This window comes from Rhizobium sp. SU303 (genome assembly GCF_021052345.1).
GTDB lineage: Bacteria > Pseudomonadota > Alphaproteobacteria > Rhizobiales > Rhizobiaceae > Rhizobium > Rhizobium laguerreae.
In genome coordinates, this window is record NZ_CP088095.1 from 1137738 (window position 1) to 1163071 (window position 25334).

The 25334-nt window shown below is 60.6% G+C and carries 29 protein-coding genes and 1 tRNA gene; 10 read left to right on the forward strand and 20 right to left on the reverse strand.

The window, feature by feature from the left end; genetic code table 11:
* Positions 1 to 8: 8 nt before the first annotated feature.
* Genes RlegSU303_RS05720 through RlegSU303_RS05730 form a run of 3 tightly spaced genes read right to left on the reverse strand, consistent with a single transcriptional unit; the run spans position 9 to position 1097 of the window.
* The gene (locus RlegSU303_RS05720) at positions 9 to 368 is read right to left on the reverse strand and encodes a YciI family protein (protein ID WP_020049276.1); all 360 of its coding nucleotides are present in this window, start codon (positions 366 to 368) and stop codon (positions 9 to 11) included.
* Positions 369 to 370: 2 nt separating this feature from the next.
* Positions 371 to 730: a YciI family protein gene (locus RlegSU303_RS05725; protein ID WP_017959729.1), complete on the reverse strand. Its 360-nt coding sequence runs from the start codon at positions 728 to 730 to the stop codon at positions 371 to 373.
* Positions 731 to 740: 10 nt separating this feature from the next.
* The gene (locus tag RlegSU303_RS05730) at positions 741 to 1097 is read right to left on the reverse strand and encodes a YciI family protein (protein ID WP_094086346.1); all 357 of its coding nucleotides are present in this window, start codon (positions 1095 to 1097) and stop codon (positions 741 to 743) included.
* Positions 1098 to 1250: 153 nt separating this feature from the next.
* Between RlegSU303_RS05730 and RlegSU303_RS05735 the strand changes: the two genes are divergently transcribed.
* On the forward strand, positions 1251 to 1469 hold the full coding sequence (locus tag RlegSU303_RS05735; protein ID WP_221967860.1) for a hypothetical protein: 219 nt from the start codon (positions 1251 to 1253) through the stop codon (positions 1467 to 1469).
* A 9-nt stretch (positions 1470 to 1478) separates the two neighbouring features.
* On the opposite strand, the gene RlegSU303_RS05740 is transcribed toward RlegSU303_RS05735, so the two are convergent.
* The 3 genes from RlegSU303_RS05740 to RlegSU303_RS05750 form a co-directional block, all read right to left on the reverse strand.
* Positions 1479 to 2981, reverse strand: a complete 1503-nt coding sequence (locus tag RlegSU303_RS05740) for an AMP nucleosidase (protein ID WP_231283571.1) — start codon at positions 2979 to 2981, stop codon at positions 1479 to 1481.
* A gap of 173 nt (positions 2982 to 3154) precedes the next feature.
* Positions 3155 to 3334, reverse strand: a complete 180-nt coding sequence (locus tag RlegSU303_RS05745) for a hypothetical protein (RefSeq protein ID WP_027685326.1) — start codon at positions 3332 to 3334, stop codon at positions 3155 to 3157.
* 272 nt (positions 3335 to 3606) lie between these two features.
* Positions 3607 to 3945 carry a DUF2147 domain-containing protein gene (locus RlegSU303_RS05750; protein WP_113547143.1) on the reverse strand — a complete coding sequence of 113 codons (339 nt, stop codon included), beginning with the start codon at positions 3943 to 3945 and terminating at the stop codon, positions 3607 to 3609.
* 440 nt (positions 3946 to 4385) lie between these two features.
* Between RlegSU303_RS05750 and RlegSU303_RS05755 the strand changes: the two genes are divergently transcribed.
* Positions 4386 to 4655, forward strand: a complete 270-nt coding sequence (locus tag RlegSU303_RS05755; RefSeq protein WP_064654007.1) for an SEL1-like repeat protein — start codon at positions 4386 to 4388, stop codon at positions 4653 to 4655.
* 116 nt (positions 4656 to 4771) lie between these two features.
* Here the strand turns inward: RlegSU303_RS05755 and RlegSU303_RS05760 are convergent, their stop codons facing one another.
* The 3 genes from RlegSU303_RS05760 to RlegSU303_RS05770 all read right to left on the reverse strand — a co-directional run bounded on the left by RlegSU303_RS05760 (position 4772) and on the right by RlegSU303_RS05770 (position 7008).
* Entirely contained in the window at positions 4772 to 5887 is a 1116-nt protein-coding gene (locus RlegSU303_RS05760; protein WP_231283572.1) for a pyridoxal phosphate-dependent aminotransferase, read from the reverse strand.
* Positions 5888 to 5984: 97 nt separating this feature from the next.
* Positions 5985 to 6386, reverse strand: coding sequence for a pilus protein PilZ (locus RlegSU303_RS05765; RefSeq protein ID WP_003558031.1), 402 nt, complete (start codon positions 6384 to 6386; stop codon positions 5985 to 5987).
* A gap of 220 nt (positions 6387 to 6606) precedes the next feature.
* Positions 6607 to 7008 carry a DUF2177 family protein gene (locus RlegSU303_RS05770; protein WP_231283573.1) on the reverse strand — a complete coding sequence of 134 codons (402 nt, stop codon included), beginning with the start codon at positions 7006 to 7008 and terminating at the stop codon, positions 6607 to 6609.
* A gap of 161 nt (positions 7009 to 7169) precedes the next feature.
* Here RlegSU303_RS05770 and RlegSU303_RS05775 point away from each other — a divergent pair, with 161 nt between their 5' ends.
* Positions 7170 to 7616, forward strand: a complete 447-nt coding sequence (locus RlegSU303_RS05775) for a baeRF12 domain-containing protein (protein WP_064654166.1) — start codon at positions 7170 to 7172, stop codon at positions 7614 to 7616.
* A 65-nt stretch (positions 7617 to 7681) separates the two neighbouring features.
* Here RlegSU303_RS05775 and RlegSU303_RS05780 read toward each other — a convergent pair whose 3' ends face one another.
* Complete coding sequence (locus RlegSU303_RS05780; RefSeq protein WP_231283574.1) at positions 7682 to 8548, reverse strand: LysR family transcriptional regulator; 867 nt, start codon at positions 8546 to 8548, stop codon at positions 7682 to 7684.
* 91 nt (positions 8549 to 8639) lie between these two features.
* Here RlegSU303_RS05780 and RlegSU303_RS05785 point away from each other — a divergent pair, with 91 nt between their 5' ends.
* The gene (locus tag RlegSU303_RS05785) at positions 8640 to 8903 is read left to right on the forward strand and encodes a hypothetical protein (protein WP_231283852.1); all 264 of its coding nucleotides are present in this window, start codon (positions 8640 to 8642) and stop codon (positions 8901 to 8903) included.
* On the opposite strand, the gene RlegSU303_RS05790 is transcribed toward RlegSU303_RS05785, so the two are convergent.
* Positions 8854 to 9186 carry a hypothetical protein gene (locus RlegSU303_RS05790; protein WP_018241377.1) on the reverse strand — a complete coding sequence of 111 codons (333 nt, stop codon included), beginning with the start codon at positions 9184 to 9186 and terminating at the stop codon, positions 8854 to 8856. The two genes, RlegSU303_RS05785 and RlegSU303_RS05790, sit on opposite strands and share 50 nt — an antisense overlap.
* 354 nt (positions 9187 to 9540) lie before the next feature.
* On the opposite strand from RlegSU303_RS05790, the gene RlegSU303_RS05795 reads away from it, so the two are divergent.
* Both RlegSU303_RS05795 and RlegSU303_RS05800 read left to right on the forward strand, forming a co-directional pair.
* The gene (locus tag RlegSU303_RS05795; protein WP_231283575.1) at positions 9541 to 9981 is read left to right on the forward strand and encodes a glyoxalase superfamily protein; all 441 of its coding nucleotides are present in this window, start codon (positions 9541 to 9543) and stop codon (positions 9979 to 9981) included.
* An 85-nt stretch (positions 9982 to 10066) separates the two neighbouring features.
* Positions 10067 to 11434, forward strand: coding sequence for an MATE family efflux transporter (locus RlegSU303_RS05800; protein WP_231283576.1), 1368 nt, complete (start codon positions 10067 to 10069; stop codon positions 11432 to 11434).
* A gap of 43 nt (positions 11435 to 11477) precedes the next feature.
* Here the strand turns inward: RlegSU303_RS05800 and RlegSU303_RS05805 are convergent, their stop codons facing one another.
* From RlegSU303_RS05805 to RlegSU303_RS05840, 8 genes are all read right to left on the reverse strand, one after another.
* Positions 11478 to 11639 carry a hypothetical protein gene (locus RlegSU303_RS05805; protein ID WP_165418912.1) on the reverse strand — a complete coding sequence of 54 codons (162 nt, stop codon included), beginning with the start codon at positions 11637 to 11639 and terminating at the stop codon, positions 11478 to 11480.
* A 102-nt stretch (positions 11640 to 11741) separates the two neighbouring features.
* Positions 11742 to 12578: a helix-turn-helix domain-containing protein gene (locus RlegSU303_RS05810; RefSeq protein ID WP_231283577.1), complete on the reverse strand. Its 837-nt coding sequence runs from the start codon at positions 12576 to 12578 to the stop codon at positions 11742 to 11744.
* Between the two features lie 51 nt (positions 12579 to 12629).
* Positions 12630 to 12857: a DUF1127 domain-containing protein gene (locus tag RlegSU303_RS05815; RefSeq protein ID WP_017959746.1), complete on the reverse strand. Its 228-nt coding sequence runs from the start codon at positions 12855 to 12857 to the stop codon at positions 12630 to 12632.
* 89 nt (positions 12858 to 12946) lie between these two features.
* Complete coding sequence (gene iolB, locus RlegSU303_RS05820; protein ID WP_017959747.1) at positions 12947 to 13744, reverse strand: 5-deoxy-glucuronate isomerase; 798 nt, start codon at positions 13742 to 13744, stop codon at positions 12947 to 12949.
* Between the two features lie 166 nt (positions 13745 to 13910).
* Positions 13911 to 14828 (reverse strand): myo-inosose-2 dehydratase, encoded by a 918-nt coding sequence (iolE, locus tag RlegSU303_RS05825; RefSeq protein ID WP_026158607.1) that lies wholly within the window; start codon positions 14826 to 14828, stop codon positions 13911 to 13913.
* A 66-nt stretch (positions 14829 to 14894) separates the two neighbouring features.
* A complete protein-coding gene (gene iolD, locus RlegSU303_RS05830) occupies positions 14895 to 16745 on the reverse strand; it encodes a 3D-(3,5/4)-trihydroxycyclohexane-1,2-dione acylhydrolase (decyclizing) (RefSeq protein WP_026158608.1) in 1851 nt (616 codons plus the stop codon).
* Positions 16746 to 16938: 193 nt separating this feature from the next.
* A complete protein-coding gene (locus RlegSU303_RS05835) occupies positions 16939 to 18873 on the reverse strand; it encodes a bifunctional 5-dehydro-2-deoxygluconokinase/5-dehydro-2-deoxyphosphogluconate aldolase (RefSeq protein WP_017959749.1) in 1935 nt (644 codons plus the stop codon).
* Positions 18874 to 18965: 92 nt separating this feature from the next.
* Positions 18966 to 19841, reverse strand: coding sequence for a MurR/RpiR family transcriptional regulator (locus RlegSU303_RS05840; RefSeq protein WP_017959750.1), 876 nt, complete (start codon positions 19839 to 19841; stop codon positions 18966 to 18968).
* A gap of 208 nt (positions 19842 to 20049) precedes the next feature.
* Here RlegSU303_RS05840 and RlegSU303_RS05845 point away from each other — a divergent pair, with 208 nt between their 5' ends.
* From RlegSU303_RS05845 to RlegSU303_RS05860, 4 genes are all read left to right on the forward strand, one after another.
* On the forward strand, positions 20050 to 21165 hold the full coding sequence (locus RlegSU303_RS05845; RefSeq protein ID WP_017959751.1) for a Gfo/Idh/MocA family protein: 1116 nt from the start codon (positions 20050 to 20052) through the stop codon (positions 21163 to 21165).
* Between the two features lie 87 nt (positions 21166 to 21252).
* A complete protein-coding gene (locus RlegSU303_RS05850; RefSeq protein ID WP_026158609.1) occupies positions 21253 to 22470 on the forward strand; it encodes an NAD(P)/FAD-dependent oxidoreductase in 1218 nt (405 codons plus the stop codon).
* 169 nt (positions 22471 to 22639) lie between these two features.
* A tRNA-Ser gene (locus tag RlegSU303_RS05855) sits at positions 22640 to 22730 on the forward strand.
* 560 nt (positions 22731 to 23290) lie between these two features.
* Positions 23291 to 24313: a porin gene (locus RlegSU303_RS05860; protein ID WP_025393919.1), complete on the forward strand. Its 1023-nt coding sequence runs from the start codon at positions 23291 to 23293 to the stop codon at positions 24311 to 24313.
* A gap of 100 nt (positions 24314 to 24413) precedes the next feature.
* Here the strand turns inward: RlegSU303_RS05860 and RlegSU303_RS05865 are convergent, their stop codons facing one another.
* Complete coding sequence (locus RlegSU303_RS05865) at positions 24414 to 25310, reverse strand: alpha/beta fold hydrolase (protein WP_094086336.1); 897 nt, start codon at positions 25308 to 25310, stop codon at positions 24414 to 24416.
* Positions 25311 to 25334: the final 24 nt, after the last annotated feature.

The following is a 25334-nucleotide window of genomic DNA, read 5'->3' on the forward strand; positions in this document are numbered from 1 at the left end:
CAGGCACCTCAGTCTGGCAGGGTCAGCGTCCGCACGGGCCTCAGTTCGACCGCGCCGTAACGGGCCGATGGGATTCGCCCGGCGATCTCTTTTGCCTTGACCATGTCGGGCGCCTCGATGACGTAGAAGCCGGCCAGATGCTCCTTCGTTTCGACATAGGGACCGTCCGTGGCGGAGAGCGTGTTGTTGCGAACGCGCAGCACGGTCGCCGTGTCAGGCATCTCCAAGGCATCGGAGTGGATCATGATGCCTTCGCGGCTCAACTCCTCATCGAAAGCGAAATGCGCTTTGATAAGTTCGGCGGTTTCATCAGGCGTCAGCGTTCCGTCCGTGTCGGTGCTGTTATAAATCAGGCAGATGTAGCGCATCGCTATTTCCCATCCTCAATGGAGTAAGTCGGGCGCACTTCGATCGAGCAATATTTGAGGATCGGAAAACTCGACACGATCGTCTTCGCCTCCTCGATAGTCTCGGCTTCGATCAGCAAAAAACCGCCGAGGTGCTCTTTGATTTCGGCAAATGGGCCATCGGTCGCAAAGGCTTCGCCATTGCGCAGGCGGACCGTGATCGCCGTTGACGGTTCATGCAAGGCGAGCGCCACCAGCAGATGACCGCTCTCGCGCCAGCGATTGTCGCTGGTGATGCACTCCTGTGTGAGCGCATCCCATTCGGTCTGAGGGACCAGCTTGCTTTTTTCCGTGTCGAACCAGATCTGGCATAGAAATTTCATTGGTCTCTCCTCATTTAGCTCCGAATTCGTGGATTGGCCGTACTTCGATCGCGCCGAACCTGGCGAGCGGGATGCCGGCGGCAACGCGGATCGCTTCGTTGAGATCCTTGGCCTCGATCAGGATGAAGCCGCCGAGCGCCTCCTTCGTCTCGGCGAAGGGACCGTCCGTCACCGACATCTCGCCATTGCGCACCCGTAAGGTCACCGCCGATTTCGGCGGTTGCAGGGCCTGGGCGACGATCATATGCCCGCTTTCGACGAGGTCCTTGTCATAATTCAAGGAATTGGTGTCGAGTTCGGTCTTCTCCTCTTGCGTCATGGCGTCGAGTATCCCGCTATCGAACCAGACCTGACAGAGATATTTCATCGCGGCAGCCTCCTTGCCCTGTTCCCATAAACATGGACGAACGACCTGCATGCATTTCGACAGCGCCGCGAAAAAAAAATGTGCGGACGAGGTGTCGAAATAGCAAGGCAGCACTCGACAAGGCTTCATCGAAACCTGTCGAGGAGAATGGAAATGAGCATTCTTGAAATCGCTCTGGCAAGCCAGATCTGGGCACGTCGCCACGAGAAGCGTCAGCTGGTAGTACTCGACGATGCCGATGTGCTGAAGGTTCTCCTGCGCATCGCTTTCGTCGTGGTGGCCTTCACCCTGCTGATATCAGGGCTGAATCTTGCCGCCGGTAGGCCGCAGGTGCTGGCCGAGGGCTCGGCGTCTGTCGTGACGGGCAGATGAGGAAACGGCCTATTGGAAGGCCGTCTCGAAGAAGCTGCGCAGCTTGCGCGAATGCAGCGCTTCCTTAGGCATGGCGGCAAGCTTCTGGACGGCGCGGATGCCGATCTGCAGGTGCTGGTTGACCTGCGTGCGGTAGAAGGCCGTTGCCATGCCCGGCAGTTTCAATTCGCCGTGCAGCGGCTTGTCGGAGACGCAGAGCAGCGTGCCATAGGGCACGCGGAAGCGGAAGCCGTTGGCGGCGATCGTTGCCGATTCCATGTCGAGCGCGATTGCGCGCGCCTGGGAGAGCCGCTTCACCGGCCCGCGCTGGTCGCGCAGTTCCCAGTTGCGGTTGTCGATCGTGCCGACGGTACCGGTGCGCATGATGCGCTTCAGCTCGAAACCCTCATAGCCGGTGATTTCGGCAACGGCGGCTTCGAGCGCCACCTGCACTTCGGCCAGCGCCGGGATCGGCACCCAGACCGGCAGGTCGTCGTCGAGAACATGGTCCTCGCGCATATAGGCATGGGCGAGAACATAGTCGCCGAGCCGCTGGCTGTTGCGTAGCCCGGCGCAATGGCCGAGCATCAGCCAGGCATGCGGGCGCAGCACGGCGACGTGGTCGGTGATCGTCTTAGCGTTGGAGGGGCCGACGCCGATATTGATCATGGTGATCCCGGCATGGCCCTTCTTCTTCAGATGGTAGGCCGGCATCTGTGGCAGGCGGGTGAGGGCGGAATCCGTTTCCGGCGCGTTCGAGCCGGGCAGGGTGACGACATTGCCGGGCTCGACGAAGGCAGTATAGCCGTCGCCGTCCTCCGCCATCAGCTTGCGCGCCCAGCTGCAGAATTCGTCGATATAGAACTGGTAATTCGTAAACAGCACGAAATTCTGGAAATGCTCGGCATGAGTCGCCGTATAATGCGACAGTCGGGCGAGCGAGTAGTCGATGCGTTGCGCGGTAAATGGCGCAAGCGGCGAGGGCTCTCCCGGCGGCGGGATATATTCGCCGTTGGCAATCTCGTCGTCGGTGGTGTTGAGATCGGGTGTGTCGAAGATATCGCGCATCGGAACGTCGATGAAGGCGTTGGTCGATGCTTCCACATGCGCACCCTCGCCGAAGGCGAAGTGCAAGGGGATCGGCGTCGTCGATTCCGAGACGATGACAGGAACATTGTGGCTCTTCATCAAGAGCGCCAGCTGCTCTTTCAGGTAATGCTTGAAGAGCTTCGGCCGGGTGACGGTCGTCGTGTAGATGCCGGGTGCCGTGACATGACCATAGGAAAGCCGCGAATCGACATGGCCGAAGCTTGTCGTCTCGATGCTGACCTGCGGATAAAAAGCGCGGTAGCGCGAGGAGATCGGCGAGCCCTGTGCGAGTTCGGCGAAGCTCTGGATGAGAAACGCCGTATTGCGCTCGTAAAGCGCCGTCAGCGCCTCGACCGCCTTGGCGGGATCATCGAAACTCTCAGGCTGGAAAGGCGGTGGAGAGGAAATGTCGAGGGGCAACAAAGGGGGGATTCGTTTGTTCATGACACATTATAGAGAGTTGTTCTTGACAAGCAAACGACGCGCGCCGGCGGATTCCGATTTTTTATCCTATTCCGCATCTGGTGCGAATGCCTGTCGCCCAACGTACCCAGCGGTTTTGAGACAACGACATGCATAACCAAAGACTTAAAGCGCATCGTACGATGCGCTTTAAGTCACCGCACCGTGGGCGCGCAGAAGGTGCCGTTTCTCTCCAGGCAGGTATAGCTCGCCCCGAAATGCGACTGCGCCCCGCCGCCGCCTTCGTGCACCACGACTGCCGAAAAGGTGATCGCGAAGATCGCCGCAAACAGCGTGATGATGCTAAAGCGTCTTGCCAGAATATAGATGTTCATCCCCTTATCCCCGATATGCAACTCTATCGTGACAAGAGTTTTGCCATGCGATGGCTGAACGAGTGCTGAGATGCCGGTTCATCAGCCGTTCAGCTTGCTGGGCAGGCTCGGCCAGGTTGCGGAGGGGATTTGTAGGGAGGCGCCGGGCCCAGTTCGACTGTTCGGCTTCGCCGGACGGCTTGACAGAGAAGGCCGCAAAGGGCTTCGAAGCATGCCGTCGCGTTGGCATGCTTCTCGGTTTGGGATGATCGTTGCGCGGGCGCCTTATGGCTTCAGAGCCGCGTCCAGGTCTGCGACTTGCAGAGGATCTTCATCACGCAGCCCTGCATCCTCAGCGAATTGCCGGAAATCTTGCCCGAGCCGCTATAGGTCTTCTCGGCGGCCGGGTCGGTGATCTCGCCGGCATAGCTGCCGCCGGTTCCCGCAAGCGTGCCGATCTTCCGGCCGGCATATTTACCGGTCTTCAGCGTCACGCAGTAACTGCCGCCGCAGGATGCGATCACCGCCGTATCACCGGCGGCCGTCTTCCAGTTGCCGACGATCGGCTCTTCGGCATGCGCGATACCCGCGATGACTGTTATGGCGCCGGCGAGAACGAAGCTGCGGATCATCTTTTCCTCCACGATGTCCTTGATCGCGAAAATAACTGACGCAAACGTAAAGGTAAACAGGGTCAATCGCTATCATGCTGGCCAGCTGAAAAACGCGAGAAAAAGCCGTTCGTCCAGCTTCCAAAGAGATCGCCTGCTGATTTCATGATGAACAATCCCTTTATTTTCAAATCTGAATCTTTCGTAAAATCCGCTCGAAAATCCTTAATTCACAGGGAGTCCGATGTTTAACGAAAATCCAATTTTACCAAGTGTTTGCACTTTGTTTGTCTCAAATTAATCATGCATTTTAGGCGTTTTTTGAAAGCCGTTTGGCATAGTGAACCCATCAAACGAGCGGGGCAAACCCGCCGGACCGAAAGGGCCGCAAGCCGCAAAAGACGGCAAGGCCTAGAGGTAAAACAGGGTCAGTCATAAACAGGCTAACAGGGATAAAACCGATGGCACGCTTTGAAATGCACAATGCTGAAACGGCCACCATGGGTGGCGACAACAACTGCGCCGATGTCTTCTGCGAAATGGGTCTGATGTATGCGACCGGCCGCGGCTGCGAAGTCGATCTCGTCTCAGCCCACAAATGGCTGAACATCGCTGCAATCAAGGGCAACGATCGCGCCGCCGAGCTTCGTGCCGACGTGGCCGCCGCCATGGACAAGATGCAGCTCGCAGCGGCGCTGCGCGCCGCCCGCGAGTGGATGACGGTTCACTAAGGAATCGACAAGAGCAGCAAACCTCAAAAAGAGGGAGCTGGCGGGCCGCTTGGATGGGGCCGACGCCGGGAGAACGGAACCGCGACCGGATCCTCCACCGGCCGCGGTTCTTCGCTTTATCGGCTGATCTGTTTCAGCACCTGCGGCAGCGTCTCTTCGAGCAGCGCCATATCCGCCTCCGGCCCGACGCTGATGCGGATGCAGCGGTTGAGGGGCGCCACGCCAGGCATGCGGATGAAAACGCCGTGTTCCATCAGCCCGTCGACGATCGCCCTCGCATAAGCGCCGTCGCGCCCAGTGTCGACCGCCACGAAATTTGTCGCCGAGGGCAGTGGCTCAAGACCGTTCGCTCGGGCGATGCCGGCGATCCGCTCCCGCGCCGCATGGATTTTCCCGACCACCTCGACGAGATAGGCTTGGTCCTTCAGCGCCGCGAGCGCTGCGGCCGTTGCCAGCCGGTTCATGCCGAAATGATTGCGGATCTTGTCGAAGGCCTGTGCCGTGCCTGCCGTCGAGATCACATAGCCGGTGCGTGAGCCGGCAAGTCCGTAGGCCTTGGAGAAGGTGCGGGTGCGAACGACGTTCGGCAACTCGATGAGCGAGGAGATCGACGGCAGCGAACCTGCCGGTCCCGTTTCGCTATAGGCCTCGTCGAGCACCATCAGCGTCGTCTCGGGCAGCGCACGGGCGAAAGCGATGATGCTGTCGGCATCCCACCAGCTTCCCATCGGATTGTCAGGATTGGCGAAATAGACGAGCGGCGCATTCTCGCGCTTGACGGCATCGAGCAGGCCGCCGAGATCCTCGCGGTCGTTTGCGTAGGGAACGGTCACCAGCCGACCGCCGAAACCGGCGACATGGAAATTGAAGGTCGGATAGGCGCCGAGCGAGGTGACGACGGGCGCGCCCGGTTCGATCACCAGCCGGACGATCTGGCCGAGCAATTCGTCGATGCCGCTGCCGATGGCGATATTGGCGGACGAGATACCGAGATGGGCGGCAAGCGCTTCCCGAAGCGCGAAATTCTCCGGATCATTGTATTTCCAGATATTGCCGGCTTCCTCGCGCATCGCTGCAAACACGGAAGCGGCGGGGCCGAAGCCATTCTCATTGGCGCCGATGCGCGCTGAAACGGCAAGTCCACGCTGGCGCTCGATCGCCTCGGGGCCGACGAAGGGAACTGTGGAGGGCAGGGCGCTGGCAAGAGGTGTGAAGCGCGAAAAGGCGGACATGCGACGGCAATTTCCCGGACATAATGACAATTGGCGAAACAATAGGCCCGGGCACGGCCAACGCAAGCAAGATTATTTCCGCAACGACTCGGCATGTTCAGGCGCGGAAGATCGGCGCACGCCGGGCGGCAATTGCTTCCATGTTGCCGACGAGGAAATCGGTACGGACGACGCGGCGCAGAACCTCGGGGTCCATGATGTTGATGAACCGCACCCCGATGCGTTCCTTATGGCGATAGACCTCGGCGCAGCCGATCCGATAGGCGAGGCCAAGAATGTTGAGATAATAATGCTTCGGCAGGCCGGCCGTGGTCGAGACGATGAAGGTGGCGCCGCCCTGGGAGATATCGATGATCTCGGCACTTCGCATCGAGACGCCTGTGAGGCACGGCCGGACGGCGACGATGCGGGCTGGCCGTTTGACGCTGAACTCTTCCCAGCGCAGGTCGTAGACAGCGGACTTGACCGTGGCAAGGTGTGTAGCGCGGAGCATAGTCATTCACATTCTCCGTCAGACAGGGCACATTTGGGGTCTTGATCGCGAGCAAGCTGGTCTTGATCTCATTCAAGCTGGGGTCTTGCTCCAACCAAGGTCACATGAATGTTTTGCACATTCGTCAAATATAAAATTACAATTTTAACGAGTTTAAACTTTGTTCCCAAGCGGGACGCCCGATGTTCATTATTGGGACGCAGGCTTTCGTCTCCAGGCTCCCGTTTCAGCCGAAAAATCTGACGGCGAGATATCCGCCGGCGGCAGTCAGCGCCGTCAGAGCCGTGCCCCAGGCCATGTCGACCAGGCTCATGGCGAGCGGCCAGTTGCGAAGCGTGGCAAGATTGGTGATGTCATAGGTGCCATAGGCCGCCAGTCCCAGAATGGCACCGTGGAGAAACGCGGTGGCGATCGAGCCTGTCGATAGCGCCGGCAGCACGGCAAGCACAACCACCGCGGCGGCGAAGAACAGGTAGAACAGTGCGCCGACCGCAAGGTTGGGCGAGGGCAGCATCAGCGCTCCCAGCTGGTCGCGGTAGAAGTTGCGGGCGATGAGGCCGAGCCATATCCCGTCGCAGATGAGAAGGGTGAGAAAGGTGCCGGCATAGGCGAGCAGTGATGTCTTCATCGTCAATCTCCCGAACTTGGCCTTTCTACGCAGCAAGGGCCAGCCGGATCGCCGCCCGTTCGATTTCGGCGCAATTTCCCCGAACTCTTTCAATGGCCGAGCGTTGTGCCTTGATCGATGAAGCACGGCGCGCTTCGAATGACGACAGCGAGGAGTTGAAGATGACTGATGTAAAAATCCCTTGGGAATCATGGGTCGTGGTCTGCGATGGAGCCAAGGCTCTGATCATGCAGAATGCCGGTGATGCCCAACTGGTGAACCTGAAGGTGCTGGAAACCCTGACGCAGCCGAGCGCGCCGGACCGCGAGATTGGCGCCGATAAGCCTGGCCGAACCCATGCTGCAGACGGACTGAGCGGCAGCGCTGTCGAGGAGACCAGTTGGCAGGATCAGGCCGAAACCGAATTTTTGAAACAGGTGGCGGAAAAGCTCGACGCGTTGGTGCAGGAAAAGAAGGCCCGTCGCATCGTCCTCGTCGCACCGCCGAAGGCGCTTGGCGCGCTGCGGCCGGCACTCCGCGCCGATACGCAGGCGGTGATCACCGCGGAAGTGGCGAAAGACTATACCAATATGCCGGTCGACGAGATCGAGCGGCATCTCGCCGCCTGAGCCGGCAAAAACCTACCTATTCGTGAACGCGGGTCGAATGGCCCGCGTTTTCTCTTGCCGCCGCGTCAAGCGGACGGTTTCTGTCCGGCAAACACCTCTTCATGATCGGCAAAGAGCGCCGCCAGGCGGTCGATGACGATCCTGACTTCCGGCCGTTGCCGCTCGTCGTCATGCGCAACGATCCACATGTCGTAGGTCAGTTCGTCGATGACGGGTCCGGCGCGGACGAGCCTGCGCTCCTGATCGCCGATGAAACAGGGAAGGACGCCGCGGCCGGCACCGCCGCGTATCAGGTAAAAGAGCATATGCGGCGTGTTCGTCCAGCTGGTGATCCATGAGTCCGGCTGTTCGAACGTCCATTTGTCCGCCGGCGTGATGGCGGTATCGGTGCCGAGCGAGATCCAGTTGCAGTTTTTCTCGTCATAGCCGGCCGCCTGATAAGCCGCATGCGCCACCTTGACTGACCGGCGGATCGCGACGTTGCCGCTCTCCGGCCGGCTGTGGCGAATGGCGATATGCGCCTCGCGATAGGTGAAATCGACGCTCGTGTCGCAGGTCTTGTAGCACATGCGGAAGCTGTCCTTCGGCGTCCAGACGCTTGCCAGATGGTCGGCGACGAAGCGCGAGGTCCAGCTGTCGGCGGCCGTCGAGACGATCGGCAGCGTCAGCACCTCGCCGCGCCAGTCGGAGATCGCACGCGCCGCATCCTGCATCAGCCGGACGCGATCGAGCAGCTCCTGCCCGTCCTTGGCAAGCAGATAGCCGGTAGGGCCGCGGCTGAACAGCGATCGGCCCGTCACCCGTTCGAGTGCCAGCATGCGCCGGCCGATCGTCGGCGCGCTGAGTCCAGTGCGGGCCGCCGCCGCCGAAAGCCCGCCGCCTGTCGCAACATGGAAGAAAAGTTGCAGGTCGTCCCAGCTCGCATCTTTCATGGATGAAAACCCCCTTTCTCCGGCGCCTCTACATCGGAAGGGCGCGAAGGCTTAGCTCAAGTGCTCCAGGAAATAGATGGAGGATGAAGCTATGGATCTCAACTGGGTTGTTCTCTTTAGGGAAATCGAAATCCGCAATCGGCGGATCCGCCGCGGTCCCTTGACCGATCCGCTTGCCGACCCGCTTGATCGTCCGGAATGGCGCGGATTTCTCTGGGCCGTTCCGATCATCGCACGTCTCGCCGCAAGACGGAGCGGCGAAACAAGGGCGACGCGCAGCGATGATTCACGGATCGGAAAAAGCCTCAGGTTTCGAAGTTCAGTCGCAACACGTGGTGCAGGAATTCCGGATTGATCAGCATGTTGAAGCTGATCGTCACCAATTCGCCTTCGCGCTTGACCACGGTCGCACCGATCTCGTCATGGATGCCGAGGATTTCCAGAAAGAAATGGCTCGGTATTTCCAGGTTCGGGCTGACTTCGAGCAATGCGCCGGCAAGCGTGATGGTGCGGATCAGGCAGCGCACCTGCGTTCCGGTGCTGAGGTGATGGCCGACGAAGATGATGTTGCCGGGCCTGTCGAGATTGAATTCCCTGTAAGCACGTTCCGGCTTGGGGTGTTCTGTGTCGAGGTGCATCTGAAAGGCCCTTTTAGCCTCCGCTTGTTATACGACAGGATATTAGCGGAAGAATGCTGACACTTGCTGAAGAACATCGGTAAGATTGAATGCTTCTGTGAAGCCTGCGGGAAAATCGCACCGATTTCGTGCAGATTTGCCCCAAAGCTGCGCATTCCTGAGGCAGATGCGCCATTCTTGACATGTCGGCGGCGTTCGCGCATACAAGGGCCGGTTCGAGGCGCCGGCCGCTCGCGGATGAAAATCCATGGTGAAGTCCTCGCGATCATGGTCACGGCCCTTTGTGCATGCTGACTGACGGCAATGCGAGCTCCCATCCGCAGTCGAAGAGCATGCCTTTCGAAGGCTCACGCCATGACGACGACCTATCCTGCCATTGAAGAATTGAAGGCCCAGGCCAAGCGCCTGCGCCAGGCGATGAACGATCGCGGCACCCCGCTGACCCACAGTGCGGCCCTGGAAATGATTGCCCGCCAGCACGGCGTGCGCGATTGGAATACGCTTGCGGCCCTTGCGGCAAAGCCCAATGCTAGCCCGAAGACCCCGCTCTTCGTCGGCGCGCATATTCGCGGCCGTTATCTCAATCAGCCGTTCACTGGCGAAGTTCTGGCGCTTTCGGCCCTGCCGGGCGGCGACCTCCACAGGATCACCATCCATTTCGACGAGCCGGTGGATGTCGTCACCTTCGAGAGCTTTTCCGCCTTTCGCCAGCGTGTGAACGCGCAGATCGATGCCGACGGCGTGTCGCCGCGGAAGACCTCGAACGGCGTGCCGCATCTGGTGCTCGATCTCTAATTTGCTCTCATTCTTTTGAGGCCGTCCGGATACGCAGGATTCTTAAGCCGGATCCAGCCTCGCCCGCTATTGCACGGATTTCTCCATGACCGATTTTTCTGAAGGTAATGCCTTTCTTACCGGCTGGCTGCCGGGCGTCTTCATCAAAACGGCGGCACCGATCGTCGCGATCACCACCGTCAACGGCCTGTTCACCGTCGTCGACGCCTATTTCCTCGGTGCCTATGTCGGCCCGGACGCGCTCTCTGCCGTCAGCCTGATTTTCCCGGGGCTGATGCTGCTCGTCGCCCTGCAATCGCTGGTCTCGAACGGCATGGCGAGCATCCTCGCCCGCCGGCTCGGCGCCGGCGATCGTCAAGGCGCACGCCGGGTGTTTGCCGGCGCGCATGCGCTGGCGTTCGCCGTTACCCTCATTCTCAACCTGGTCTATTGGACTGTCGGCCGGCAGATCATCGATGCCGGTGCCGCCGGCAATGCTGCCGTGGCCGATGGCGCTATGCTGTTCATGGGCGCGATGATCGCCTGTGCGCCGGTCGGCTTCTTCCTGTCGCTGCATCTCGACGGATTGCGCTGCGAAGGCAAGATCGGTTTCATGACGCTGGTGACGCTGTCGGCCTCGCTGCTCAACATCCTCGCCAACTGGCTGTTCATGGCGGTGATGCATTGGGGCGTGCTCGGTTCGGCAGCCGGCTCCATCGCAGCGCAATTCGTCTGTCTCGCAGCCGTGCTCGCCTATCGCTGGCGCCGGCCGGCGGCGCTCAGACCTTCCCCCGGGTTGGCTCTTGCCGAATGGCGCGGCATCGTCGCCTTCGGCGCGCCGATGAGCCTCGGTTTCATCGGCATATCGCTGGCCTCGGCCGCCATTCTGATCAACGTCGCGCTCTGGAGCGTGGCAGACTATGCCGCGACCGTGGCTGCCTATGGCATCATCACCCGGATCATGACTTTCACCTATCTGCCGCTGCTTGGCCTCAGCATCGCCCTGCAGACGATCGTCGGCAACAATCACGGTGCCGGCCTCGGGCTCCGCGTCGGCCGCAGCCTGCAGATCGCCATGCTCGCAGCGCTCGTCTATTGCACCCTGGTGGAGATCACCGTCGAATTGCTGGCCGGCCGCCTCGGCGCCGTTTTCGTCGCCGATCCCGCGATCATCGCCGAGGTCAGGCGAATTCTGCCCTGGACGATCGGTGCCTATTTTCTCTTCGGGCAGATGCTGATCCTGTCGTCCTATTTCCAGTCGATCGGCGATGCCCCGCGCGCGGCGATCTTCGGCCTGTCGCGGCCCTATCTGCTCACCCTGCCGCTCACCTTCCTGCTTCCCTTCGTCTTCGGCGAGCAGGGGATCTGGATGGTGCCGGTCTTTGCCGAGGCAGGTATGTTCATCTTTGCCTTCCTGGTGCTGTCGCAGAACGCCAAACGCCGCGGCTGGCGCTACGGGCTTCTACCGATCTGAGACGGCAAAGCCGCGCCGGGAGCGCGGCTTTGCCTGATGTCGTCTATTCCTTGCCATGCGAAGCGGCCGATGTCGCGGCTTCCGCCTCATTCAGCGCCTCGGCGCATTCCTGGCAGCAGACCTCGACAGTCTTGCCGCCGAGCTTGACAGTGATGGTCTCCGCGCCGAGTTCGCAGTCGCAGGCAGCACATGTGGTCTTCTTCATCTGATGATGCTCCGATTGGTCGTCCCCGGATCGGGACAGGTTCATAAGATCATCGAAGACCGCATCACCGCTGTCGAAATCTTTAGCAATCAATAGGAGTTTTCACCTGCGCCGCAGCTGCGCCGAACGCTGGAATTCGGCCGGAGTCTGCCCAAAGGCCTGCTTGAAAGACGCGCTGAAATGGCTGTGGCTGGAAAAGCCGAGATCGAGACCGAGCGCGGTCAGATCCTCATACTGGCCGAGCAGATCGAGCGCGCGGGCAAGCCGCAGCCGCAGCTGATAGCGATAGAGTGGCGTCGCCTCGACCTGTTGGAAGACCTGGGTGAGATAAACGGGCGAGACGCCCACTTCGGTGGCGATTTCCGAAAGCGTCCAGCGCCGCGCGAGATCGGAAGAAAGCACCAGCTTTGCCCGGTCGACGAGTTTCTGCCGGCCGGCACTGGCACCCGCCGCATGCGATGTGCGCTCGCCGAGCGAACGGCGCACCAGCGTCAGCGCCAATATTTCCGCTTCCAGCGTTTCGGCGACGTTGCGGCTGAGACCATGACGTAGGAGCGCAACCAGGGCCTGCGCGCGCGGATCGATCCGTCGGCGCTGGCGGCGGAAGGAAAAGGGCGGGCCGGGCTGTGCCTGCTCCTTCGGCGTAAGCTCTTCAAGCATGGATTCGTCGATCGCCAGATCGATGCAGGCGTCGCCACCCTCGATAGGGTGGCTGATCCGATATCCCTGACCGACATTGAAGAACAAGACCTGATTGGCTTCGGCCACCGTATCATTGCGGCCGACATGTCGCATGAAGACGCCGCGATAGGGATAGACGAGGCTCGTCCTGTGGGCGCATTCCTCGTCGCTCTTATGACGGCACTCGCCATTGCAGGCGATGTCACGAATAGTGACCATCTTCGTTTTCAGAAGCGGTGCCGTTGAGAACTGCGACATTGCATATTCCGTATCAGACAGGCCAGAACCGACAGTACTTATAACAGCACTTCAGTAACGGCTGTAGACATGAACATCGCTTTCCGTCTGCCCCCTGGAAAGGCCGATATCCTTCAGCTGTTCGTCGGAAAGCTCCATTAACGCATTCAGGTTGCGTCGTTCGTTTATTTTGCGCGCCAGCCAGCGCGCCGCCATGATTGCGGCAAGGAACAGGCCGGGTCGCGTAAGACGCGAAGAGCGAATATTTCGGGCCGGTATCGTGAAGTTCGGGCTGTGCATGGTGATCCTCCATCCGTGTTTGGATGGAGGCAGTGAACCACCAGCAGCGTTTTCGCGCTGTCAGATTATTTAGCGATCGGAGGCGACGCTTATGCTTTCAGCAGCCACTCGTGCTCGGTAGCATTGTGGAATTTCCAGATCCGCTGCGGTCCGGCCATGACGTTGAGGTAATAGAGGTCGTAGCCATGGCAGGCGGCGCAGGGGTGATAGCCCTTCGGCACCAGCGTCACATCGCCGTCCTCGAGCGCCATTGCCTCGTCGAGCGAGCGATCGTCGGTGTAGACGCGCTGGAAAGCGAAGCCCTGCGGCGGGTTGAGGCGATGATAATAGGTCTCTTCCAGGAAGCTCTCGTTCGGCAGGTCGTCCTGGTCGTGCTTGTGCGGCGGATAGGAAGAGGTGTGTCCACCTGGCGTGATTACCTCGACGACCAGCAGCGAATGCGCCGAGCTGTCGTCTTCCGGCATGATATTGTTGACATAGCGCACATTCGTGCCCTTGCCGCGCGTCACCTGCGGATGCGTGCCGGGCGGGATGGCCTTTGCCTGATAGGTGCCGCCGCCGGGTGCGGAGCAGACCGCGAGCTCCAGATCGGTCTCCGCCGTCACCGACCATGTCGATTCCATCGGGATATAGAGCGCATGCGGCGCGCCTTCGAACGGATTCATGCGGCCGCCGAGCGTGCCGAAATCCTTGGTGCCGGCCGATGCCTTGCCTTTACCGGTCACCCAGACGAGGCAGACTTCGCGATCGCCCGTCTCTCCCGAGACGGTTTCGCCCGGCTTCATCCGATGCAGATCGAAGCCGACATAGGTCCAGCCGGCGTTTTCCGGGGTGACATGCGTGACGCGGCCATGCGTGCCGGACGGTTTCACCTTGAGGTTGGGCATTGGTGTTTTTCCTCGTAAGTTGGAAAGTTTCCCTCCCCACAAGGGAGGGTTAACCTGCCGTGCTGTCTCGCCCATATTACGGTGTTCCTTTTTGCAAGGTGGCCGTTGTCTGGTGTGGGCGGTGCCTTAAGTCCCACCCCTTGTGGGGAGGGGTCTTTTGTTCCCGCTATCCCTTGGGGAAGCCTTCCGTTTCCACGGTATAGCCCGCAGCCGTCATGACGCGCATCAACTCGGCGTGGCCGATCTCGGCCATTTTCTGCGGCGGGGCCTTGCGCGGATCCTGTTCGGCCTCGACGACGAACCAGCCTTCATAGCCATGATCGGCCAGCCTCTGGACGATGGCGCCGAAATCGAGCGAGCCGTCGCCAGGCACCGTGAAGGCGCCAAGTGCCACCGCATCGAGGAAGGACTGCCGGCTGCGATCCAGCCCATCCACCACAGGCTTGCGGATGTCCTTGACGTGAACATGGTTGATACGGGCGTGGTGATTCCCGATAGCGCGCAACACGTCGCCGCCGGCAAAGGCGAGATGGCCGGCATCGAGCAGCAGCGGGATGCCTTCGCCCGAATGGCGCATGAAGGCGTCGAGTTCCGGCTCGGTTTCGACCACGGCGGCCATGTGATGGTGATAGGAAAGCGGCATGCCCTGCTCGGCGCACCATTCCCCGAATTCCGTGACGCGGCGCGCATAGGCCTTCATCTCGTCATCGGAAAGGCGCGGCTTGGTCGCGAGCGGCTTGGAGCGGTCGCCCTGGATGGAGCGACCGACTTCGCCATAAACGATGCAAGGTGCATTGACCGCCTTGAACAGCGCGATCATCGGCGCGATGCGGTCCTTGTTGGCGGCAAGCTCCTCATTGACCAGCGTGCCGGAGAACCAGCCACCGCACAGCGTCACGTCGGCGGCGCGCAGGATGGGCAGCATCTCCTCGGGATTGCTGGGGAAACGGCGGCCTTGCTCCATGCCTGTAAAGCCAGCACTTCGGGACTGCCGCAGGCATTCCTCGAGGGACACATCGTCACTGAGTTCAGGAAGGTCGTCGTTCCACCAAGCGATGGGCGACATGCCGAGTTTGGCCTTCATCAACATTCTCCTTAAAAGCATTGCGGAGGAGCGGTGCCGCTCCTCCAGAAAAATGACAGCAATCGATCAGCCGACGCGCTGGGCAGCGCGTGCTTTGACATAGGCCTCATGCGCCTTGTTGACCTCACCGCGCGAGCTGACCTCAGGCACCGCGACATCCCACCAGTGGCCGCCGGCTTCCGTGGTGATCAGCGGATCGGTGTCGATGACGAAGACCGACGTGCGGTCGTTCTTCCTGGAATCGGCGATTGCCTGCTCGAGTTCCGCGATCGAGGCGACCTTGACGGCTATGGCGCCCATGCTTTCCGCGTGGGCGCGGAAATCGATCTCCGGCATCACCTCGTGATAGGAGTCCTTCAGCAGATTGTTGAAGTTGGCGCCGCCGGTTTCCATCTGCAGCCGGTTGATGCAGCCATAGCCGCGATTGTCGAGTAGGACGATATTGACCTTGAGACCGAGCATGACAGAGGTCGCAATCTCGGAATTCATCATCATGTAGGAACCGTCGCCGACCATGACGACGACATCGCGTTCCGGACGCGCCATCTTGACACCGAGGCCGCCGGCGATCTCGTAGCCCATGCAGGAAAAGCCGTATTCCATGTGATAGCTGCCGGGCGTGGTGGCCGGCCACAGCTTGTGCAATTCGCCGGGAAGGCCGCCCGCAGCGCAGAGCAGCGTCGTGTTCTCGCCGCCGATCGAGCGCACCACTGCGCCGATCACCTGCGCATCGGAGGGTAGGGCGGCATTGGTCGTCGCCATTGCCTTGGCCGCGGCCTCCATCCAGACCTTCTTCTCCGCAGCCGCCTTCTCGGCGAGTGCAGCCGGCGCCTTCCAGCCTGAAAGCCCCGCCGAAAGCGCCTTCAACCCTTCGCGCGCATCGGTCACCAGCGGATGGCTGTCGTGCTTCACCGCGTCATAGGCGGCGATATTGAGGCCGATCATCTTCAGGCTGTCGTTCTTGAACAGCGCCCAGGAGCCGGTGGTGAAATCCTGGCAGCGCGTGCCGACGGCGATGACGAGGTCCGTCTCTTCGGCGATCGCATTCGCCGCCGAGGTGCCGGTGACGCCGACCGAACCAAGCGCCAGCGGATGGCTCTCGTTGATCGACGATTTGCCGGCCTGGCTGACGACGACCGGAATGTCGTGGGCCTCGGCAAAGGCGGCAAGCTCCTTCGTCGCCTGCGAATAAAGCACGCCGCCGCCGGCAATGATCACCGGCTTCTGCGATGCCTTGATCAGCGCGATGGCATTTGCGAGCTCATCCGCATCCGGCTGCGGCCGGCGGGTCGCCCAGACTTTTTCCTCGAACAGGCTTTCCGGGTAATCATAGGCCTCCGCCTGAACGTCCTGGCAGAGTGACAATGTCACCGGGCCGCAATCGAGCGGATCGGTCAGGACCTGCATGGCGCGCTTCAGCGCCGTGATGATCTGCTCGGGCCGGGTGATGCGGTCGAAATAGCGCGAAACCGGACGGAAGGCATCATTGGCCGAAACCGTGCCGTCGCCGAAATCCTCGATCTGCTGCAGCACCGGATCCGGCGCGCGGTTGGCAAACACGTCGCCCGGCAGGAAGAGAACGGGAATACGATTGACATGCGCCACGCCGGCAGCCGTCACCATGTTCAGCGCCCCGGGGCCGATCGAGCTGGTGCAGGCCATGAAGCGCGTGCGGAAATTCGCCTTGGCATAGGCGATCGCCGCATGCGCCATGCCCTGTTCGTTGTGGGCGCGATAGGTCGTTAATTCATCGCGCACCTGATAGAGCGCCTCGCCGATGCCGGCGACATTGCCGTGACCGAAGATCGCCCAGACGCCGCCGAAGATCGGCACTTTCTCGCCGTCGACGATCGTCATCTGTACTTTCAGGAAATGCGCGACGGCCTGCGCCATCGTCAACCGTATCGTCTTGCCCATCGGGTCCTCCCGCAATCTTTCTTTTCGCGTTTTCCCCTCCCCAACCCCTCAAGGGGGAGGGACTTAACTTGGGGCACCGCCTCACACCATGAGCGAGCGTCCTTTTGGACAAGACGCTGCGGTGAGAATGCAGAGAGCCCGGCAGGTTAGCCCCGCCCCCTTGTGGGGAGGGGTTGGGGAGGGGTCTTAATTCTCAGTGGAGGTCGCGCGTTTTCAGCCACGCCTCTGTCAGTTGCCGGAAGCGGCCGGCCATATCGGCGATCGCTTCCTCGTCGTTCATTTCGCCCGAAAGCCAGGCGCGCGCCGGATCGGCAAAGATCGTCCGGCCGACGGCGAAGCCCTTTACGGAGGGGGCAGCCAGCGTCGCCTCGAAGCAGGAGATCAGCTCGTCGGCGGGCGCCTCGAGCCCCAGCAGCACGATACCGCGGCACCATGGATCATTTTTGGCGATCACCGCATCGATCTTTTTCCAGGCTTCACGGGATGCCTGCGGCTCCAGCTTCCACCAGTCCGGTTTGATGCCGAGCGCATAGAGCTCCTCCAGCGCGGTTGCGATCGTGCCGTCGGTGAGCGGCCCGTTCTTGCCGGCGATGATCTCCACCAGCAGCTCGCGGCCGACCTTGCGGGCGGCCTCGAACAGCGTCCGCAGCTTCTCCTGCTGCTCCGTCTTCAATTCAGCCGGATCATCAGGATGATAGAAGCACAGGCACTTGATGCAATGACCGAGCGGCCATTCGACGAGCTGCGAGCCGATATCCTGGCTGAATTCGAAGCGCAGCGGCTTCGAGCCCGGCAATTCCACCGGCCGTCCGATCCAGGAGAAATTCTTCGTCGCCGCATCGAAGAAAGCGTCGCGGCCGAAGCGTTCGTCGATCAGCATGCCGTAGCCGTCGCGGCCGTTCGAAACACGCGCCGCTGCCGCCACTGCCAGCCGCTTGAAGGCGACAATCTTCTCATGGCCGACGCCGAGCTCATCGGCGACGCTGACGAGCTGCGAACGGTGGTCGATCGCCAGCGCCATCAAAAGCGGGATTTCGCCGCGCCGGGTCGATGCCCAGTGGATATGGTTGAGCGCCTCGTCCTTGCGTAGCGCTCGGTGCTTGCTACCGGTCGTCAGGAAGAAGTCGAGTTCCGCCCAGGTCGGATATTCCGGCGAGCAGAGCAGGCGGGAGACGGCGAAGGCGCCGCATGCATTGGCCCAGGTGGCGCAGGTCTTCAGCGGCTCGTCGCGCAGGAAGCCGCGCAGGAAGCCGGACATGAAGGCATCGCCGGCACCCAGCACGTTGAAGACCTCGATCGGGAAACCCTGGCCGATGATGCCGGCTTCGAGATCGTCGGCGATCGGCCCGTCATAGACGATGCAGCCCATGGCGCCGCGCTTGAGCACGATCGTCGCCGGCGACAGCCGACGGATCTCCTTCAGCGCGCCGAGCACGTCGTCGGCGCCGGAAGCGATCAGGATTTCCTCTTCGGTGCCGACGATGAGGTCGCAATCCGGCAGCGTCTCCTTCATCTTCGAGGAGACCCGGTCGGATTTCACGTAGCGTTCGAAGCCTTCCGCATGGCCGGCAAGGCCCCAGAGGTTCGGCCGGTAATCGATGTCGAAGATCACCTTGCGGCCGTTCGCCTTGGCGATGCGGATGGCTTTGCGCTGCGCGGCCTCGGTATTCGGCCGCGAGAAATGCGTGCCGGAAACAAGAACGGCGCGCGACGATCTGATGAAATCTTCGTCGATATCACCTTCATCGAGCGCCATGTCGGCGCAGTCCGACCGATAGAAGATCATCGGCGACACGCCCTCGGCTTCGACTGCCAGCAGCACCAGCGCCGTCAGTCGCTCCTTGTCGGTGACGATGCCATCTGTCGCGACACCTTCGCGCGCCGACTGCTCGCGGATGAAGCGTCCCATCTGCTCGTCGCCGACGCGGGTGATGAGGCCGGATTTGAGGCCGAGCCGTGCCGTGCCGATGGCAATATTGGCCGGGCAGCCGCCGACGGACTTGGCGAAGGAGCCGATATCCTCAAGCCGCGAACCGATCTGCTGGCCGTAAAGGTCGACCGAGGAACGGCCGATGGTGATCACATCAAGCGCCGGCTCCGGCTGTGAACCCGGATTCGATTGTACCATGATGTCCTCCCGCTAGATTTTGCGCGGCTTCCAGCGCCCGCGAATTTTCAATAATGAAACATCGGTTCCGATATTTTGTCAATTCGGAATGTTTATTCCATTTTGCCTTTTGCAGGTTTTGACTGCTGACTCTTGCGCCGCCGTTCGGCGATTGCAACCGGTAGTGCCATGGTGAGCGCCATCGAGGCCGAAAGCGAGCGGAAGCCGGCGAAATCGGCTTCCGCCACTTCGAACCAGTGCGTGGCGCAGGCGGCAAGCGGCGAGAAGGCCGAATCGGTGATCGCGATAACGGGGACGCCGCGGTCGGCAAGCTCCTGGCTCTGATTAAGGCTGTCGGCGGCATAGGGCGAGAAGCTTGCCGCGATCGCTGCGTCTTTCGGTGTTGCGAACTGCACCATTTCAGGATCGACGCCGTTTGGCGAGGCGACGATCTGGTGGCGGATATTGAGCTTGGAAAAAGCGTAGGTCATGTGCGCCGTCAAAGGGTAGGAGCGCCGTTTGGCGATCAGATAGATCGTCTCGGCGCTGGCAAGGATATTCACGGCTTTCGTAAAAGTATCGCTCTGCACCGTCGCCGCCAGCCGGTTGACCGACTGGTTAGCCGCGGCAATGAAGCCGGAGAGCAGATTGGCGTCCTCATCGTCGCCGCTCGATTGCTCGAGCGTGACGAGGCGCTCTTCGTAGCTTAGCGTCCGGTCCCGCAATCTTTCGCGAAAGATGCTCTGCAGGTCGGAAAAGCCGCCGTAACCCAGATGATGCGCCAGGCGCACCAGCGTCGACGGCTGGACATCGGAGGCGGCCGCGATGCTCGCCGTCGTGCCGAAGGCGATTTCGTCGGGATTGCCGAGCGCGAAGGCGGCGACCTGCGCCAGCCGCTTCGGCATGCTCGCCTTGCGCTCGATGATGGTGCTGCGCAGGCTTTCGAAATCGCGCGGCACGCGCGCGTGCCTCTGGGAATCGTTATCCATGCTTACGGCTCACGAGATGAAACAAATATTCCATATTATCGAACATAAACGATTTCAAACGACACGGCTAATTGTTTTTAATCCCCTGTAATTGAAGGCTTTTGGACAGTCTGGTCGGGATGGGCGCAAAAGTGCCCTGTGGCTGGGTCCCTTGTCAAAATGATCCAAATATTCCAAAAATCCGCGCACAGTTCTGGAGGAGACGGAAATGAAGCCACTCGGCATCGGTTTGATCGGCACCGGTTATATGGGCAAGTGCCATGCATTGGCGTGGAATGCGGTGAAGACGGTGTTCGGCGATGTCGAGCGTCCGCGTCTCGTGCATCTGGCCGAAGCCAATGCCGGGCTTGCTGAGGCTCGTGCCGGTGAATTCGGTTTCGAGAAGGCAACGGCCGACTGGCGGGCGCTGATTGCCGACCCCGAGGTCGACGTCGTCTCCGTCACCACGCCCAATCAGTTCCACGCCGAGATGGCGATTGCAGCCCTTGCAGCCGGCAAACATGTCTGGTGCGAAAAACCGATGGCGCCGGCCTATGCCGATGCCGAGCGCATGCTGGAGACGGCGAAGCGATCCGGCAGGGTTGCCGTCCTTGGTTATAATTACATCCAGAATCCTGTCATGCGGCATATCAGGACGCTGATTGGCGAGGGCGCCATCGGCACGGTCAACCACATCCGCGTCGAGATGGACGAGGATTTCATGGCCGATCCGGATGTCTTCTTTTATTGGAAGAGCGAGCTTTCCGCCGGCTACGGCGCGCTCGACGATTTCGCCGTGCACCCGCTGTCGCTGCTCTGGTATCTCTTCGGCCATGTCGAGGCTGTCATAACGGATATGGTCAAACCCTATGCCGACCGCCCGCTAAGCGAGGGCGGTCGCCGTGCCGTCGAAAACCACGATGGCGCCAACGTGCTGATGCGGCTTGGCGGCGGCATCTCCGCCGTGCTGATGGCGAATCGCGCCGCCTGGGGTCGCAAGGGCCGCATTGCGCTGCAGATTTTTGGCTCGAAAGGCTCGATCGTCTACGACCAGGAGCGGATGAACGAATTCGAGCTCTATCAGGCCGACGGCCGTGGCTCCGAGCAGGGCTTCCGCAAGATACTGGCGGCCCCCGCGCATCAGCCTTATGATCGGTTTATCCCGGCACCAGGCCACGGCCTCGGCTTCAACGATCTGAAGATCATCGAATGCCGTGAGCTGATCCGGGCAATATCAGGCGAGCCGTCGTCGATCGTGACATTCGAAGACGGTCTCAGGATAGAGAAGTCGGTGCATGCCATGGCACAGTCCTTCCACGAGCGCCGCTGGATCGAGATCGGCTGAATGTAAGAGGCCGCTTTCCGTTGACGGGGCGTGGGGTAGGGAATAGGCCTTGGCGTGGTTGTCGGGCGCAGCTTCAGGAGTGAGATCGTGACGGATAGACTGGTGATCATCGGCGCGGGACAGGCCGGTTTCGCATTGGCGGCCAAGCTGCGTGCGTTGAAGGATGCGCGCCCGATCACCCTCATCGGCGCGGAAGATGTCGCTCCCTATCAGCGCCCGCCGCTTTCAAAGAAATACCTGCTCGGCGAAATGGCTTTCGACCGCCTGCTGTTCCGCGCCGAGCACTGGTATGCGGACAATGACGTCGACCTTCGCCTTTCGACCTGGGCCGAGCAGATCAAGCCGGACAGCAAGCAGGTTCTGCTGCAGGATGGCTCCGTTCTTGATTACGGCACGCTGGCGCTCGCCACCGGCTCGACGCCGCGCCGGCTGCCGGCCGCAATCGGCGGCGATCTCGAAGGCGTCTATGTCGCCCGCGACAAGCGCGATGCCGATCTGCTCGCTGACGAGATGCGCCCCGGTCGCAGCGTCCTCATCATCGGTGGCGGTTATATCGGTCTCGAGGCGGCGGCCGTTGCCCGCCATCGCGGCCTGGAAGTCACCGTCATCGAGATGGCCGACCGCATCCTGCAGCGCGTCGCGGCGAAGGAGACCGCCGACATCATGCGCGTGATCCACGAGGCCCATGACGTGGTGATCCGCGAGAAGACAGGGCTCAAGCATCTGATCGGTAAGGATGGCCGCGTCACCGGCGCCGCACTTTCCGACGGATCGGTCATCGACATCGATTTCGCCGTCGTCGGCATCGGCGTCGCCCCGAACGATCAGCTTGCCAAGGAAGCCGGCCTCGAAGTTGCCAACGGCATTGTCGTCGACGAATTCGCCCGCACCTCCGATCCGGCAATCTTTGCGGCTGGCGATTGCGCCGCACTTCCCTGGCAGGGTGGACGCATCAGGCTCGAATCGGTGCAGAACGCCGTCGATCAGGCCGAAGCGGCGGCCGCCGTCATCGCCGGCGGCAGCGAGCCCTATGATCCGAAGCCCTGGTTCTGGTCCGACCAGTATGACGTCAAGCTGCAGATCGCCGGCTTCAATCTTGGTTATGACGAGACGCTGTTGCGCCCCGGCGCCCGCGAAGGCGCCCATTCGGTCTGGTACTTCAGGGAAGGCCGGCTGATTGCCGTCGATGCGATCAACGATGCGAAGGCCTATGTGACCGGCAAAAAACTGCTGGAATCCGGGACCAATCCCGATAAATCGATTCTCGCCGACCCTTCTGCCGACCTCAAGAGCCTGCTCGGTTGAGATCGGCTTCTTCACCGAAGAGAATGAAGCGCGATCAAATTCCGCGGATTTCGCCAGGAAATGCGGTTTGTTTGCGCAACCGGTTGAATTGCAATTCGCTGCATTTCTTCTGGTGAAAACTCAAAAAACCCTTGCATTCACAGACCGGTCACCATAGTTAGGCCGCACCGGAGAGGTGGCCGAGTGGTCGAAGGCGCTCCCCTGCTAAGGGAGTATACGTCAAAAGCGTATCGTGGGTTCGAATCCCATCTTCTCCGCCATCCCCGATTTCCTGAGCACGCGTCGATCATTAGTTTCTGGCAGGGAATCATGTTCGCTTAGTCGGCTAGGCCAGGCGACGAAACAATCTCTCTGCCTCAAGCGAGAGAATCGCCTGCGGGAATCACCTCCCGCGCTCAAGCCGCCAGCAAGGGGCGAAAGCGGATCGGTGCACGTCCGGTTACGCTTCCGGTAATCATGAATCCCCCGCAAGAGGCGCATTTCGTCAAAAAAGTGTCACGAATGCGTCGGCAAGCGCATGCCCAATTCGTTGCTGGCCTGACCTAAGCCTCCGCAAAATCAGGGTTTTCTTAACAAAACATAAAGGAAATCGAGGCCGGTTGCCCAACTTGTGTCCTTTCAGCAACAGAATGTTGGGAAGGCTCCCTCAAATCCCCTATCCGAGTAAGTTGGTGATTGCGTGACGGCTTCCGTCTTGTATTTTCAATCTCGGAAGCAAGGGCGACTGATCGTCCACTTCTTGAAACACGGGGATGGGGCAGGGAACGCTGCTCAGCGAAAGATCCCAAACCCGATCGAAACTTTGAATTGGAGGTCATTTATGAACATCAAGAGCCTTCTTCTCGGCTCCGCTGCTGCTCTCGCAGTAGTTTCCGGTGCTCAGGCTGCTGACGCTATCGTTGCTGCCGAGCCGGAACCGGTTGAATATGTTCGCGTCTGCGACGCTTACGGCACCGGCTACTTCTACATCCCGGGCACTGAAACCTGCCTCAAGATCGAAGGTTACATCCGTTTCCAGGTTGATATCGGCGACCAGCCGCTCAATCAGTCGGCTTCTAACGACTCCGATTGGGATGCAAGAACTCGCGGCCAGGTTCAGTTTACGGCCAAGAGCGACACCGAATATGGTCCGCTGACCGGCGTCATCGTCATGCAGTTCAATGCTGACAATTCCTCTGAACAGGAAGCCATCCTCGACTCCGCTTACCTCGACATCGCCGGCTTCCGCGCTGGTCTGTTCTACAGCTGGTGGGACGATGGTCTCTCTGGCGAAACCGACGACATCGGCTCGCCGGTCACGCTGCATAACTCCATCCGTTATCAGTACGAAACCGACGCCTTCTACGCTGGCATCAGCGTCGACGAACTCGAAGACGGCTTCTACAAGACGGACGAAGAACCCAACAACGTTGGCGTTGCAGTCGGTCTCGGCGGCAAGGCTGGTGCGTTCAGCTACCAGATCACTGCCGGCTACGACGTCGATAACGAAGACGGTGCTATCCGCGCAATGGGTACGGTTGACATCGGTCCTGGTACGCTCGGCCTCGCTGCCGTATACGCTACCGGCCCGAGCTCCTACTACACCAAGGCCGAATGGGTTGTCGCTGCCGAATACGCTATCAAGGCAACCGACAAGCTCAAGATCACTCCTGGTGTCCAGTACTACAGCAACTACTACGTTGCCGGCGACGACTTCAGCGACGGCGAAGCCTGGAAGGTCGGTCTGACGGTCGATTACCAGATCGTTGACAACTTCTACGCCAAGGCTTCGGTTCAGTACCTCGATCCGGAAGATGATGACGACCAGACGGCTGGCTACTTCCGCCTGCAGCGTTCGTTCTAATCTGATCTGACTTCGGTCAAACAGGAAAGCCCGGCTCTCGAGCCGGGCTTTTTGTATTTGGACGAATGGCCCATTGTGCCAGCTGACCAATTTCGTGAGGTTATCGGCAGGTGGCGAGAAAAGCTCGAATTGTCGTGGGGATATTGCCGAGATGCAGGAGCGGGGCGTGTCCTTGTCCTTCGGCAGCATGAAGGATCAGCCGTGAATGCCGCCGTGCCATTTCGCCGGCGGTTTCCTGTGAAAGCAGCGACGTATTTTCACCGCGGATCAGCATGAGCGGCAACCGGCTCAGGCTTTCAAATTGCTCCCAGAGATCAGGCAGCGGCTGGCTGAAATCGATCGATTTCAGTGCCTCTGCGATCGCCGGGTCGAAGTCGGCGACCGGCCGTCCATCGATATCGCGATAAAGGGCAAGCGCCATCTCGCGCCAGTCTTCCTCTGCCAGCGCGGCAAACGACGCACCATGATTTTCCTTCAATATATCGGCCGCCTCGTTCCAGTCCGCCGGTTTCCTGCCGCCGTTGAGGTAATCGCGGATCCGCGCCAGCCCCTCAGCCTCGAGCACAGGCCCGATGTCGTTGAGGATGACGGCTTCGAGAAGATCCGGCCGTGTCGTCGCGATCAGATGCAGGATCAACCCGCCCCGCGACGTGCCGATGAAGATCGCCCGCTCGATGCCAAGCGCTGTGCAGGCGGTAATGACGTCGCCGGCCTCGATGGCGAGATTGTAGTTCGCCTTGTTGTCGTCCCATGCCGAGTTTCCCCGTCCGCGCGAATCGAGCGCAATCAACCTGCGCGGCGCTGCTGTGTCCCGGGAAAGAAGCAGCGCAAGGGGATGAAAATCCCGGGTATTGCGGGTCAGGCCGGGCAGGCAGATCACCGGTAGCCGTCCGGCGGTTGCCGCCTGGTCGGGTTGGTAGTCGCGGGCATAAAGCCTCAACCCATCAGAAGAAGTGAAAAATCGTTCCTGGAAATCGCCTGCATCCATATCCGGCATCGCATCCCTCGAGACCTGTTTGAT